This is a genomic window from Flavobacterium sp. NRK F7 (assembly GCF_024054195.1).
GTDB lineage: Bacteria > Bacteroidota > Bacteroidia > Flavobacteriales > Flavobacteriaceae > Flavobacterium.
Genome location: NZ_JAMXLB010000001.1, coordinates 2,719,702 through 2,734,431, shown reverse-complemented (window position 1 = coordinate 2,734,431; position 14,730 = coordinate 2,719,702). Strand labels below are relative to the sequence as shown.

At 30.7% G+C, this 14,730-nt stretch carries 15 protein-coding genes; 7 read left to right on the top strand and 8 right to left on the bottom strand.

All coding sequences use genetic code 11. From position 1 onward, the window contains the following. Positions 1-39: 39 nt before the first annotated feature. The 7 genes from NHF47_RS12395 to NHF47_RS12365 all read right to left on the bottom strand — a co-directional run bounded on the left by NHF47_RS12395 (position 40) and on the right by NHF47_RS12365 (position 6,062). The gene (locus NHF47_RS12395) at positions 40-921 is read right to left on the bottom strand and encodes an SdiA-regulated domain-containing protein (RefSeq protein WP_252765224.1); all 882 of its coding nucleotides are present in this window, start codon (positions 919-921) and stop codon (positions 40-42) included. A 41-nt stretch (positions 922-962) separates the two neighbouring features. After that, complete coding sequence (locus tag NHF47_RS12390; RefSeq protein ID WP_252765223.1) at positions 963-1,808, bottom strand: mechanosensitive ion channel family protein; 846 nt, start codon at positions 1,806-1,808, stop codon at positions 963-965. A 6-nt stretch (positions 1,809-1,814) separates the two neighbouring features. Continuing rightward, the gene (locus NHF47_RS12385) at positions 1,815-2,192 is read right to left on the bottom strand and encodes a lipocalin family protein (protein WP_252765222.1); all 378 of its coding nucleotides are present in this window, start codon (positions 2,190-2,192) and stop codon (positions 1,815-1,817) included. Positions 2,193-2,202: 10 nt separating this feature from the next. Then, positions 2,203-3,333 carry an AI-2E family transporter gene (locus tag NHF47_RS12380; protein WP_252765221.1) on the bottom strand — a complete coding sequence of 377 codons (1,131 nt, stop codon included), beginning with the start codon at positions 3,331-3,333 and terminating at the stop codon, positions 2,203-2,205. 92 nt (positions 3,334-3,425) lie between these two features. Continuing rightward, entirely contained in the window at positions 3,426-3,611 is a 186-nt protein-coding gene (locus tag NHF47_RS12375; protein WP_130733594.1) for a CsbD family protein, read from the bottom strand. 59 nt (positions 3,612-3,670) lie between these two features. Next, positions 3,671-4,150, bottom strand: coding sequence for a Dps family protein (locus NHF47_RS12370; protein ID WP_252765220.1), 480 nt, complete (start codon positions 4,148-4,150; stop codon positions 3,671-3,673). A gap of 115 nt (positions 4,151-4,265) precedes the next feature. Continuing rightward, the gene (locus tag NHF47_RS12365; protein WP_252765219.1) at positions 4,266-6,062 is read right to left on the bottom strand and encodes an FAD/NAD(P)-binding protein; all 1,797 of its coding nucleotides are present in this window, start codon (positions 6,060-6,062) and stop codon (positions 4,266-4,268) included. Positions 6,063-6,284: 222 nt separating this feature from the next. Here NHF47_RS12365 and NHF47_RS12360 point away from each other — a divergent pair, with 222 nt between their 5' ends. From NHF47_RS12360 to pdeM, 4 genes are read left to right on the top strand one after another with little or no spacing between them, the layout of a single operon-like run. Next, the gene (locus NHF47_RS12360; RefSeq protein WP_252765218.1) at positions 6,285-7,304 is read left to right on the top strand and encodes a ligase-associated DNA damage response exonuclease; all 1,020 of its coding nucleotides are present in this window, start codon (positions 6,285-6,287) and stop codon (positions 7,302-7,304) included. Positions 7,305-7,322: 18 nt separating this feature from the next. Next, a complete protein-coding gene (locus tag NHF47_RS12355) occupies positions 7,323-8,924 on the top strand; it encodes an ATP-dependent DNA ligase (protein ID WP_252765217.1) in 1,602 nt (533 codons plus the stop codon). A 3-nt stretch (positions 8,925-8,927) separates the two neighbouring features. Then, complete coding sequence (locus NHF47_RS12350; RefSeq protein ID WP_252765216.1) at positions 8,928-11,390, top strand: ligase-associated DNA damage response DEXH box helicase; 2,463 nt, start codon at positions 8,928-8,930, stop codon at positions 11,388-11,390. Between the two features lie 15 nt (positions 11,391-11,405). Beyond that, positions 11,406-12,041, top strand: coding sequence for a ligase-associated DNA damage response endonuclease PdeM (gene pdeM / locus NHF47_RS12345; RefSeq protein WP_252765215.1), 636 nt, complete (start codon positions 11,406-11,408; stop codon positions 12,039-12,041). Positions 12,042-12,063: 22 nt separating this feature from the next. Here pdeM and NHF47_RS12340 read toward each other — a convergent pair whose 3' ends face one another. After that, positions 12,064-12,330, bottom strand: coding sequence for a hypothetical protein (locus NHF47_RS12340; RefSeq protein WP_252765214.1), 267 nt, complete (start codon positions 12,328-12,330; stop codon positions 12,064-12,066). A gap of 135 nt (positions 12,331-12,465) precedes the next feature. On the opposite strand from NHF47_RS12340, the gene pyrF reads away from it, so the two are divergent. The 3 genes from pyrF to NHF47_RS12325 are packed head-to-tail and all read left to right on the top strand — an operon-like array spanning position 12,466 to position 14,587. After that, positions 12,466-13,287, top strand: a complete 822-nt coding sequence (pyrF, locus tag NHF47_RS12335) for an orotidine-5'-phosphate decarboxylase (RefSeq protein WP_252765213.1) — start codon at positions 12,466-12,468, stop codon at positions 13,285-13,287. After that, entirely contained in the window at positions 13,287-13,790 is a 504-nt protein-coding gene (locus tag NHF47_RS12330) for a hypothetical protein (protein WP_252765212.1), read from the top strand. Before pyrF ends, NHF47_RS12330 begins: the two co-directional genes overlap by 1 nt. Continuing rightward, positions 13,787-14,587: an ABC transporter substrate-binding protein gene (locus tag NHF47_RS12325; protein ID WP_252765211.1), complete on the top strand. Its 801-nt coding sequence runs from the start codon at positions 13,787-13,789 to the stop codon at positions 14,585-14,587. The genes NHF47_RS12330 and NHF47_RS12325 overlap by 4 nt, the downstream gene beginning before the upstream one ends. Positions 14,588-14,730: the final 143 nt, after the last annotated feature.

The following is a 14,730-nucleotide window of genomic DNA, read 5'->3' as shown; positions in this document are numbered from 1 at the left end:
ATATAAGTGATATTGATTTATTAATATGAAATAGGAAAACTATTCTTGAATTTTATATTCATAAATTTTACCACCTACTTTCTTCGTTTTTTCATCTGAAATAAGTAAGATGTCATTATCTTTAAAGGTAACACCTTCACGTTGGGTAAAAGAATTAAACTGCACTTCTTTTAAGCTTCCTTTAGTGAAATTGTCTTCCACAAAATCAGAAAAAATCCACATTCTTTTGTTACTTAATAAAACTACTTTATCTTCATCTGGACTAATTGCTACATCAGTAATAGCACAAGTTGTAAACTTATCACAAGTAACATATTTGTTTAATAAAATGGCTTTATGTTCGCCTATTTCGTTTGGAATTTTATAAATATGAGTCGTACCATCAAAATCTTTGCTTCTATTTTTGGTAAACAAATAGAAATAACCGTCTTTATATAAGAAAGATTCACAATCGTAAAACAGCTCATCTTTTTTAGGAGGAAAATCTTCTTGATCTTCATAGTAGAATTCTATTTTTTGAATAGAATCGATAGTTTCTTTTTTTAAATCCACACGATTGATTTTATAAATGGCTAAATTTTTTCTTTTATTGTTATTGTTACCAAAATCTCCTATATATACATTGCCCTCTTCATCAGAAGTTAAAGCTTCCCAGTCATTATTTTTAACACCATTAAGTTTTACTTCTCGAAGTAGTTTTCCATCTGTGGTTACTTGGTACAATTTGTTAGGATTGCCATTATCTTGAATAACCCATAAGGTATCATTAACATAGGTCATTCCAGAAACTTCATCTAATTTATCTGAAAATTCTTGTACTTCAGTTACATCAATTTGTTTGATATCTGAATCCAAAGAGATACAGGAATAGTATAAGGCACTAGAAAACAAGAATGAGGTGAATATGAGGTACTTTTTCATTTTAATTTATTTTAGTTTATAATAATTTTTAAAAGTAAGTATTATTTTTCAAGCATTTTTACTTCCACAATATCAGAAGGTAATCCAAATCCTTTATCTAATAAAGATTTGAAAACTTTGAGCATAATATTACTTTTTAGTTTTACACCAGGAACTTTAATATCATTGGTCATATACCAATAAGAAACTCTTACATTAACGGTACTGGTGGCTAATTCATCAATTACAGCAAAAGGTTCAGGATATTGTAAGACACCTTCTTCGTTTTGTAAAATAGATTCTATTACTTGCAACGCTTCTTCTGTATTGTCGTTATAGTCTAGACCAATAACAAATTCGGTACGTAATAAATCGTCTAAAGTATAATTCACCAAACCATTTTTAGCAATCAAACCATTGGGAATAAAAACTTCTTTACCATCTAGGGTTTTAATTAAAGTTTCTCTCAGAGACATATTGGTTACTTTTCCTTTAAAACCATCAATTTCAATAAGATCTCCTATACGGAAAGGTCTTTTAAAAGCCATAATAATTCCCGAAAGGAAATTTTCTCCAATATCTTTTAATGCAAATCCAATAATAAAAGTTGTAATTCCTGCTCCAGCTAATATTTTATCTGTAATTTCTCCTAAACCTAAAATACTAAGTGAAATTACTAATAACAGAATGGTTAATATTAAAGCAATTACATTCACTAAAAAATCACTTACTAATGGATCTTTGGATCTTTTATCAATAAACGAATATGCTAACCCTTTTAATTTTCGTATAATTAATAAACCAATGGCAAAAATAAGTATAGCAAATACTATGGAAGGTAATGCCTCATAGAAATTAATCCAACTTTTTTGTAATGCTGCTCTAAAATTATCTAACTGTTCATTCATAAGGTGTTATTTACTAAGCTCTAAAGTTTGTACTTCGTTTTCACCATTCGTTGATTTCCAGATTTGAGAACTATTTTTATTCTCTAAAATAATCCATGTTTTAGCAAAATCGGAATTTTCACTATCTATAGTAATATAGTTTTCCGTGAGTTTCCATGTGAAGGAAACATTGTCTTTTTTTTGCATCCCTAAAACCGTATAATCAAGATTTTTTTCTCCTTTATGATTCGATTTAAAAGTCATGGTTCCAATATTTGTTAAGGTAATATTTTCAACTCCTGGTTTCGTAATTTGATATTTATGAACGTTCCATTCACCTACAATTTTCTCTGAACATGAAATGAATGAAAGAATCATAATCATAAAAAGTATTTTATTTTTCATAGTAATTTAATTAGGTATTATTTACTGCTTTATTTTTTCTAATTTTTTTCCAAATTTTCAATCGGTTTTTCGCTTTACTGCAAAAGTATTTTTCATCGGCTTGACCTAATAAGAATCCTATAGGTTTAAACTTTTCGGAGTTATCAAACAGTACTTTTAATGATGCTGTAATAGGTAAAGCGAGTATCATTCCTGGAATTCCCCATAGCATTGAAAAAAGTAAAATGGCTAAAATTGATACAAAAGAATTTAAAGATACTTTGGAACCTGTTATTTTTGGAGTAATAAAATTACCTTCAATAAATTGAATAAAACCAAAAATAGCAATTACACCAATGGCATACCAATACGAATCTTTAATTGCCAAAGCGACTAAAGCGGGTAATAAGGAACCTATTATAATTCCAATATAAGGAACTAATAGGAGTAAAGCACAAAGAAAGCCGAAGAAAAAGGGATAATCTATTCCTAATGCTAAAAGTCCGATACTGTTTAAAAGTCCGACAATTCCCATTACGCTTACTAAACCGACTAAATAGTTTTGCTGTACTTTATATAATTGTCTTAAGATTGCACGCATGCTTTTTTTGGTACTGATACGAGCTGTAGCTTTATACAAAAAACTAATTAGGAAATTTCTATATAATAATAGAAAAAACATATACAAGGGCGTAAAAAGAAAATCGCTAATTACCGATCCTGAACTAGTAATAAAATTTAAAATTCTATTCGAATTTTGTTTTACAATTTCTTTTACTTCTAATTTATCAGTGCCTACTATATCTTCACTTTCAATTCCTGTTGAATTTTCAGTTTCTTTAATAAGAATGTTTAATTTTTCTAGTATTTTATCATAATAGGTATCGCTTTTATCCATTATATCTTGAAATTGAATACCAATAGCAACAAAAATGATAAAAATGATAATGGTAAAAATAAGGATAGCAATAACAATTGAAACAATTCGATTAAAGCATAATCGTGTTTCAAAGAATTTTACTATTGGGTAAACCAATACGCTAAGTAATATTGCAAATAAAATAGGTATTAAAAAATCTTGCAATATATATGACATGAATACAATCAATATAAATGCAAATAAATCTTTTACAATATGGTTTTTTTGGATAGCTGTATTCATTGTTCTTGATATAAAAAACTGTCTATAAATGTATTAATAGCTTAAAAAGATACTAATAAATCCATAGACAGTAGTGTTAGTTGATTACTAGATTACAGTTCAGCAATCCATTGTTTAATTTCATCTTTGGTTTTACCCACTTTCTTTTGGATACGTCCATAAAGTTCGTCTTCTTTACCTTCTTCATAAAGTAAATCATCATCTGTTAAATCGGCATATTTTTGTTTCAATTTACCTTTAACTTCGTTCCAGTTTCCTTTTAATTCTGTAGTGTTCATAATGTTTGTATTTAAAAATTAATATTTGGTTTTTTTCATGTTTGTTTATTGGCTAAATTTTAGCTTAAATATTTTCTTAAAATCCAAGATTTCGATTCATGATCTTGAAGTACACCTGTTAAAAAATCTGCAGTTCCAGCATCATGAGCATCCTCTGCCTTTTCAATGAATTCTCTTAATTGAATAATTATTTTTTCATGATCGTCTAATAATTCTTCAAGCATTTGATTTTGGTTTACATATTTAGATTCTTCTTTAAGAATTGAATTTTCAATAAACTCTTTCATTGTTCCAATAGTTTTGCCACCTAATTTGCTAATCCTTTCTGCAACCTCGTCAATCGTTTTTTCTAATTTGCTATATTGATTTTCAAAAAGTTTATGTAATTCCATAAAACTATTACCTGTTACATTCCAGTGAAATTTTCTACTCTTAACATACAGAACCATCTCGTTTGATAAAACCACTGTTAAATCTTTAATACTTTGTGATAATTCTTTTTTTTCTAATCCAATTTTTGGTGCTAACATTGTTTCCATGATGTATTCTTTTATTTGGTTTTTTTTATCTATTACAAAGTTAAGTGTAGTGGTTAGGGAAATGCTTATATGATTTTTGGCAATACTTATATAATTATAAGTTGAACCTTAACTATTATAATTGTGGATCCTGTTCATAAATTTTACTTACTTCTTTTAACTCTCCATCAAGTGAGGTTTTATTATGTAAAGCGGCTACCCAATTTGCTACTACAATTTCACTCGTTGCACTGCAAGCTTGCAATCCATACGAATAAGGCCGCAAACCCGAGCTATGTGCAAAACTTATATCTTGTATCGCTTCAATTGTATCTCCATTTGCATTGACAAGGCAATAACTACTATTAATATTGATTCCTGATAGTTCATAGAAAAAGGTATTTTCTTTTTTTATAATCTTTTCTTTTTCCATAGTGGTTAATTCCATACCCCTTGGGTCCTTTTTAAATAGAACTTCAGGTTGCGTTACAAAACCCTCTTTAACTAATGACTGAAAGGGATAGTCCTCTACACGAATTGCACTTTGACCACTACAATTAATAAACATTGGATATAGATGAATCGATTGTTTATCATTGTGTGTTACTTCAATAGTTGTAAAATCTTGACTTTCCAAAATGTTCACATAACCAGGAACAATTTCGATTTTATTTGCATCATAAAGAGCCAGTAATACTTTTGCAGAAGGAATTGGCATCGCTGCAATAACATTCATTAAAAATGGCATGATTTCTTTTCTGAAAAAAATATGATCTTCAGCAGGCAATAATTCGGCATGAAAATTAAGTGCATACATTAAATCATCAATGACTTCTTTCCAATGAACAGGTTTGTTTTTATTAATGGAAACAGAAGCTTGTTTCATTTCTTCACGCATACCTTCAAAAGCATTGTCGTATTCATGCTTTTTAGCCATATCAATAACTAAATCTTTAAAAGTATAATCAGCATTCATTATTTTTTTGGATTGTGTAGTCAGATTGTCTTTTTGAAAGGCTTTGGATAATGCTGGAACACAAAATTTTCTAAAATAAGTGGAAAGGGTTAAAAATCCTTCTTCATCTACTGCAGCATAAAGTGCATTTCTATCAAAATGCCTATATATTTCTCGAATAGGCTCTTCTTGCTCGTATTGTAGATGAGGTAACCAACCGTTAGCAGCGTGCATCACAATTTTGAAATTATCGGTTCCTTTATAAGGTTGGTAAGTATAATTGCCCTTTGAGTCTGTTACAAATTTACCATGTCTTCTGGATAAAGAAGAGACTACATCAAACGCACTAAGTGAAGCCCCAAGTGTTCCAATGGTAAAATTGTGAAAAGTACCTGATTGCGGTAAAATTTTATGGATAGGCCAAGGAGATGCATAAAAACCACTTTTTTCTTGGTCATCTTCTTCCCATTGATGTCCTGTTGCAATAATTACATTATCAAATTCATATACTTTAGTTGAAGAATGCAAACTGACAATTTTATCTGCGTTATTGTAAGTAATATCTCTTATTTCTGTATTAGGGTATTCCATGCATTGAATACCAAAATCTTTTATATTTTGAATAATAGATTGGTATTGTGATTGTAAATATTGTCCTAATGCCAAACGATTATAAACTTCATTTTTGCTTATTTTGTCTTTTTCAATTTCCATTTTTTTTAAAAAGGTAACCGATTGTTTTTTTAACCAATCTTCAAATGTGATTTCTAATTCAGGTAATTCTTCAGAGGAAATATTAGATAAATTATATAAATCAGTAGTAATTGGATTATAAGGCATTCCCATACCTAAAATGGCATTCTTTTCAAAAATTGAAATAGAATACATTTCTTCTTTTAATATGGACATCTTATCTAAAAGATGTTTTAATAAATAAATAGAAGTTGCTCCGCTTCCTATGATAGCAATGTTTTTCATGGTAATTTTATCATTTATTCATTACTTTTAAAGTAACTTTTTAAAAGTGTATCTAAAGTATTTTATTATAAGGGATTAGGTGTTACAGTATTTTATTTATGAATTACATAACTACCATTCATTTTAAATAGCAATACAGTTAGTTATATAAGAAAAGAAAGAAAAGATGTAATATTTACATATTCATAATAATTAATTTTAACTTTAATTAATTTTAGATATATGAACCCACCTCTTTTACAGTTCAATAATAAGGGCATTTATTGTGCACAAGCGGATGTATATATTGATCCTTGGAGACCAGTTAAAAATGCAATTATTACACATGGTCATGCCGATCATTCAAGATGGGGGCATCAAAATTACATTACCCATCATACCAATATACCGATTATAAAACATCGATTAGGTGCTATTCATGTTACAGGAAAAAATTGGAATGAAACCTTTACAGTTAATAATGTCAAGTTTTCATTGCATCCAGCCGGACATATAATAGGTAGTGCCCAAGTACGAGTTGAATATAAAGGAGAAGTTTGGGTATTTACCGGTGACTATAAAACAGAAGACGATGGTATTGCAGTTCCTTATGAAGTAGTCAAATGTCATACTTTTATAACAGAATGTACCTTTGGATTACCGGTGTTTAAATGGGCTCCTCAGGCTGAAGTCATGCATTCTATTAATCAATGGTGGAATGAAAACAAAGCTGAAGGGAAAACTTCCATACTATTTGGATATTCTTTAGGAAAAGCCCAACGTTTATTGAAACATTTGGATACCAACATAGGTAAAATATATACCCATGGAGCTATAGAAAACATGAATAATGTGATTCGACCCATGGTAGCGTTACCAGAAACCACTTTAATTACAAGAGACACCAACAAGGAGGATATATCGGGTAATCTTGTTTTAGCTCCACCTAGCGCTCACGGAACCACTTGGATTCGTAAAATGGCTCCTTTTGTTACTGGAACAGCTAGTGGATGGATGGCTTTTCGTGGCGCCAGAAGGAGAAGGGCAATAGATAAAGGATTTGTATTAAGCGATCATTGTGATTGGGACGGTTTATTAAGCAGTATTAAAGCCACTGGTGCTGAAAAAATAATTTGCACGCATGGCTATACTGATATCTTTTCCAAATATTTAAGAGAGTTAGGCTATGATGCTCGTACAGAAATGACACAATATGAAGGTGAAAATGTAGAAATGAAAAAGGAAGAGGATTTAGAAAAATAGTTTCTTAAAAACGATACAATGAGGAATTTTGCCAACTTAATTAAAACCCTAGATAGTTCTAATAAAACCACTGTAAAAGTAGAGGCTTTAACTGCCTATTTTAGAACAGCTTCTCCAGAAGATAAAGTTTGGACTATAGCTATTTTATCACATCGTCGACCTCCAAGACCCGTTAATACTACTTTGTTACGACTTTGGGCAAATGAACTCGCTAACATTCCCATGTGGTTGTTTGAAGAAAGTTATCATATTGTAGGCGATTTAGCGGAAACCATTGCTTTAATTATACCAGCCAATGAAGCATATTCTACCAAAAGTTTGACTACTTATTTACAAGAAATTATAGCCTTAAAAAGTAAACCTGAAGCAGAAAAGAAAACCTATTTACAAGAGAATTGGTTGGCTTTGAACTATTATGAACGTTTTGTATTCACCAAATTAATAACAGGTAGTTTTAGAATTGGAGTCAGCCAAAAATTAATGACCAAAGCCTTATCCAAAGCAGAAGGAATAGATGAAAACATTTTGGCCTATAAGCTAATGGGAAATTGGGACCCAAATTCTATAACGTTTCATGATTTGATTCTTTCAGAAAAGAGTAGTGACTATATTTCAAAACCATATCCTTTTTACTTAGCGTATCCTGTAGAAGGAGAAATTGAAAGTTTGGGCGATCCAAAGGATTGGTATATGGAGCATAAATGGGATGGTATTCGTTCTCAAACTATTTTTAGAGAGGACCAAATTTTTATTTGGTCAAGAGGAGAAGAATTAGTGACCGATAAATATCCTGAATTTCATGATTTGATAGGTTTAATTCCTAATGGAACTGTTATTGATGCCGAAATTTTAGCTTTTCCAGACAATCAAATTGGTACTTTTAACGATTTACAAACACGCATTGGTAGGAAAACAATATCTAATGCACTATTGAAAAAAACACCTGTTATATTAAAAGCCTATGATGTATTAGAATGGGAAGGAAAAGATCTTCGAAATTATTCTTACGAATACCGACGGGATATATTGGAGAAATTATATCAAACATTAGAAAATGAAAAAGTGCCCTTTTATTTATCAGAGCGAATAATTATCAACTCGTGGGATGAGGTAACAGCAGAAAGAATGCAAGCTCGAGAAAAAAGAAGTGAAGGTTTAATGTTAAAAAGAAAAGATTCTACCTATCAAGTAGGAAGAAAAAAAGGAGATTGGTGGAAATGGAAATTAGAACCTTTAACCATTGATGCAGTTTTAACCTATGCCATGAGAGGAAGTGGAAGAAGAAGTACTCTTTTTACCGATTATACTTTTGCCCTTTGGCAAGAGAATGAAGAAGGGGAAAAAGAATTGGTCACATTTGCCAAAGCTTATTCTGGTCTAACGGATGCAGAATTTAGAAAAGTAGATGATTTTATCAAAAAAAACACGATTGATAAATTTGGACCTGTGCGAAGTGTTACGCCTCAATTAGTATTTGAAATTGGATTTGAAGGTATTGCACTTTCAAAAAGACATAAAAGTGGTATCGCTACTCGTTTTCCCAGAATTTTAAGATGGCGTCAAGATAAGAAAATTGAAGAAGCAAATTCTATTGAAGATTTAAAAAGCATGATTATTTAAGTTATGAATAGAGCAACCTTATATCAAATTGCTGAAAATTGGTTCGAAGCACAAAACTGGAAACCGTTTGCTTTTCAAAAGCAAACATGGAAAGCGTTCTTGCAAGGTAAAAATGGTCTTTTGAATGCACCTACAGGCAGTGGAAAAACCTATGCACTTTGGTTCCCCATTATTTTAAATTATATTCAACAAGTTGAAAAAGGCAAAATAAAAAAACAATCTGGATTAAAAGCCATTTGGATTACACCTCTGCGAGCACTTTCCACAGAAATCAAACAAGCTGCGGAACGTGTTATTACAGATTTAGGTGTTCCAATGACAGTTGGAATTCGTACCGGTGATACTTCAACCACAGAAAGAACCCAACAGAAAAATAAAATGCCAGATTTATTAATTACAACTCCTGAGAGTTTGCAATTGTTATTGGGATCCAAAAACTATGCTCAAACTTTTGAACAATGTACTGCTATTGTTATTGATGAATGGCACGAATTATTAGGAAGCAAAAGAGGGGTACAAATGGAACTGGCTTTGTCTAGGTTAAAATCAATTACTCAAAATCTGCGAATTTGGGGGATTTCGGCAACGATTGGTAACTTAGAATTAGCACAAGAAGTATTGCTCGGAAATGAAACGGATGCATTTCAAAATTCTGTTTTAATCAAAGCCAATCTTTCAAAAAAAATAACCGTTCGATCCATACTTCCTAAGAAGATGGAAACCTATCCTTGGAGAGGTCATATGGGGTTACATTTATTAGATGAGACGGTGCAAATCATTCGTAACAGTAAAACGACCTTACTTTTTACCAATACACGTTCACAATGCGAAATCTGGTTTCAATCGATATTAGATCATTATCCAGAATTTGCTGGTGAAATTGCGATGCATCATGGAAGTATTGCTAAAGAAACCCGAATTTGGGTTGAAAACGCTATTAAAAATGAAGAATTAAAGTTGGTAGTCTGTACTTCTAGTTTGGATTTAGGAGTAGACTTTGCTCCAGTTGAAACCATTATTCAAGTAGGTGGACCTAAAGGAGTCGCACGATTTTTACAAAGAGCAGGCAGAAGTGGTCATCAGCCCGGAAAAGAAAGCGTTATTTATTTTTTAGCCACTCATGCTATGGAATTAATAGAAGCTTCTGCTTTAAAAAAAGCGGCAGCGGAAACTATAGTAGAAGACAGAATTCCGTATTTAAACTGCTATGATGTTTTAATTCAATATTTAAATACGCTGGCTGTTGCGGACGGATTTTATCCCAATGAAATTTTCGAAGAAATAAAACAGACTTTTTGTTATCAAAATATTTCAGATGTTGAATGGCTCTGGATTTTAAATTTTATAACCAAAGGAAGTCAAAGTTTGCAAGCTTATGATGAATTCAAAAAAGTGGAAATAGAGGCAAACGGTTTGTTTAAAATTAATAATAAGCGAATCGCCATGCAGCATCGCATGCAAATAGGAACTATTGTTAGTGATGCAGTATTGAATGTTAAATTTTTAAGTGGTGGTTATATTGGTTCTATTGAAGAATGGTTTGCGTCTAAGTTGCAAAGAGGAGATACTTTTATATTTGCAGGTAGAAAACTAGAATTTCATTCTATAAAAAATATGATTGTTTTAGTGAAATTGGCCAATAGTAAAAAAGAATCGAAATCGGTGAGTTGGATGGGTGGCAGAATGACTTTTTCCGCTCAAATGAGTGAATTACTCCGACAAGAATTATACAAAGTGAATAAAGGAGTGTTAACTCCAGAATTGAAAGCGTTACAACCTGTTTTTGAAAGACAGCAAAAAGAAAGTAGTATTCCTAATGATAATCAGTTTCTTATTGAAACTTTTAAAACAAGAGAAGGGTATCATACGATTTTTTATCCGTTCGAAGGTCGATTCGTCCATGAAGCATTAGCTAGTCTTTTATCGTATCGAATTAGTTTATTGTCCCCCATATCATTTTCGTTAGCCTATAATGATTACGGATTTGAATTACTTTCCGATAAAATACTAGATTTAGAAGCACTTTTTGATAATAATTTATTCAGTACTTCTCATTTGCATGACGATTTACAAAGTAGTTTGAATGCTACGGAAATGGCAAGACGAAAATTTAGAGATATTGCAGTTATTGCGGGTTTAGTATTTACAGGAAGACCAGGACAACCTGTAAAAACCAAGCATTTGCAAAGTGGTTCTCAATTGTTATTTGAAGTTTTTAGAGACTATGAACCCGATAACTTGTTGTTACGACAAGCTTATTTGGAAACCTTTGAACACCAATTAGAAGAAGGAAGATTAATACAAGCTTTGGAAAGAATTAATAAGCAGGAAATCATGATTAAAAGATGTGAAAAACCAACACCTTTCAGTTTTCCAATAATAACAGATCGATTGAGAGAAAAATTATCAAGTGAAACTTTAGCAGAACGCATCGCAAAAATGACAGCGAGTTATTTAAAAGTTTAATAAGGAGATGCTTTTATGAATATTACAATTAAGAAACAAGTTTTTACATTGCATCCTTATGGGAGTTTATATTGGAAGGATAGAAATATTCTTTTAATTTCAGATTTGCATTTGGGGAAAATATCGCATTTTAGAAAAAATGGATTTGCTATTCCTAATTCGGCTATTCCCAAAAATTTTGAAAAATTAAATGAGTTATTGGATTTGTACCAACCTCAAAAAATTATTTTCCTAGGAGATTTGTTTCACAGTACTTTAAATAGTGAATGGTATTATTTTGATAATTGGGTCCAATTAATATCCCAAAAAATTATTTTAATCGAAGGAAATCACGACATTGTTGCCAAACAATTTTATGAAAATCTTCATGTTGAGGTTGTGGAGCGCTTACAAATAGATGATTTTCTTTTAACGCATCACCCAATGGAAACGGATAATCTATTTAATTTCTGTGGTCACATTCATCCAAGAGTGGTTTTATCTGGACTTGGAAAACAATATTTAAAAATACCCTGTTATTTTAGAAAACCTAACCAGCTGATTTTGCCTTCTTTTGGAGAATTTACCGGAAATTATACGCTAAAACCTTCAACAAACGATAAAGTTTATGTACTCACCCCTAATGAAGTAATTGAAGTGAACTTAGTTTAAAAACGTAATTCATCTTATGTATTTAAGCATTATTGGGTGTTAATGGATTGGAAAATTTATTCCATTTAGGCCAATCAAAGGAAGTATTTGTTTTTGCTAATTTTTGTAGCATAGTATGGTAAGTAGTACTCACTAAGATACTTCTTTTACATTCTACTACAAAAGAAAGTAAAAACATTTCAAAATAATTCACTTGTTTGGCGTGAATTACAAGGTCATTGGTACAAGTTGCAATAAGAATGCAAAAAGTGCGTATACAGAATCGATTGAATAATACTAGCGTTTTCATAACGTTTTATATTTATACTACAAATCTATTGTGAGTAGTCCTATTGTTGCTTATATAATTTCAATAGATATTTATACAATATTTATTTTAATGCTTTAAACTTTGTAGATTTGCAACAACAACAATTTTTTTTACATGACAACAACACAACTTGTTCATCAAATTCAAGCCAAAAAATCTTTTTTATGTATTGGTTTGGATGTTGATCTCAACAAAATCCCTGTATTTTTATTAGAAAAAGAAGATCCCATTTTTGAATTTAATAAAGCCATTATCGATGCCACACATGATGTATGTGTTTCGTATAAACCAAACACGGCCTTTTACGAAGCTTATGGAATAAAAGGATGGCAATCTTTGCAAAAAACCATACAATACCTTAATGATAACTATCCTGATCTTTTTACGATAGCCGATGCAAAAAGAGGAGATATTGGAAATACATCTTCTATGTATGCCAAGGCTTTTTTTGAAGACTTAGCATTTGATAGTGTTACAGTGGGACCCTATATGGGAAAAGATTCTGTAGAACCCTTTTTAGCATTTGAAAACAAGCATACGATTATGTTAGCATTAACGTCTAACGAAGGTGCTTTTGATTTTCAAACGTTGCAAGTAAAAGATAAGGAATTGTACAAACAAGTATTAGAAACTTCCAAAAAATGGAAAAATGCTGAAAATTTAATGTATGTGGTGGGTGCTACAAAAGCAGAATATTTTACTGAAATCAGAAAAATTGTACCAGAAAGTTTCCTGTTAGTCCCTGGTGTAGGCGCACAAGGCGGAAGTTTGTCTGAAGTGTGTAAATATGGAATGAATGAAAATGTCGGATTATTAATTAATTCTTCCAGAGGAATTCTTTATGCGTCCAATCAAGAAGATTTTGCCGAAAAAGCACGAGCAGAAGCAATGAAATTACAACAAGAAATGGAAACAATTCTATTACATAAAAAATAATGACAAAAAGAGATTTTTTCAGATTGCTAATTAAAATTTTTGGATTGTATTCCTTAATAATTACCTTATTTACTTTTATTCCTCAAAATATAAGTAATGTTTTTATATATAGAGATGAAAGTTGGATTCAACTTGTAATAGTTGGTTCTGTAATTTTATTATTAGTATTGTTTTATATATTGCTATTTAAAGCAGATTATATCATAGATAAATTAGAATTAGATAAAGGTTTTGATACTGATACAATTGTTTTGGGTAATTTTTCTAACGAACAAATTTTAAAATTAGCCATTATACTTATTGGTGGCTTCTTATTGATTGATTATTTTCCCAATTTTCTATTTGAAATTATTGCAATTTTTAAAATGAAAGTTTCTAATCATGGAATTATGGGTAATGAAGTCAATTATTTTAGTTTTAGTACTGCCATTATCAATTTAGTTTTAGGATTAATTTTGATTACAAATTATAAAAGAATTAGTCTTTTTTTAGATAAAAAATGAAAGAATTAATAGATCAAATAGGAACAAAACATCTATTTGAATATACACCCAAACGCATCATCTCTTTAGTGCCTTCTCAAACCGAATTATTATATGATTTAGGTTTGGAAGATAATTTGGTAGGGATTACAAAATTTTGCATACATCCGTATCATTTAAAAGCGACCAAAACGATTGTTGGTGGTACCAAAGCGATAAAAATAGATAAAATCAAAGCCTTAAATCCTGATATTATTATTTGTAACAAAGAAGAAAATACCAAAGAAATAGTGGAAGAATTAAGTAGTGTTTGTCCGGTTTGGGTTACCGATATTCTGACTATTGAAGATAATTTGAAAATGATTGATGATTTTGGCTTGCTCTTTAATAAACGAACGGAAGCTAGAAAATGGATTGATAAAACCCATTTTGCTTGGGAAGATTTTAAAAAATATATTGCTGACAAACCCATTAAAAAAGCGGCTTACTTTATTTGGGCAAATCCTTATATGGTTGCAGGAAATAATACTTTCATCAATGAATTATTACACGTAAATCATTTTAAAAACATTTATGAAAATAAAGAAAGCCGTTATCCTGAAGTCGAACTCAGAAAAATTAGATTAGAAGGTGATCCGGATTATGTTTTTTTATCTTCCGAACCTTTTCCTTTTAAAGACGATCATGCTTTTGAAATAGGTAGAGCAACCCATCATGCAAAAACCGTATTTGTTGATGGAGAAATGTTTTCTTGGTACGGAAGCCGATTGGTAAAGGCTTTTGATTATTTTAAAAAAGTACACGAGAAAATCGCCTAGTAAATAAGTTGAAAATTTGAAGCATAAAAAAACCACGTTTCGAAAAACGTGGTAATTTTTTTAACTAACCTTAACCAAACAAATATGAGATTTGTTACTTTTAACTCTGCAAATATCCGACTATTTTCGACCAAGGTGTGTTA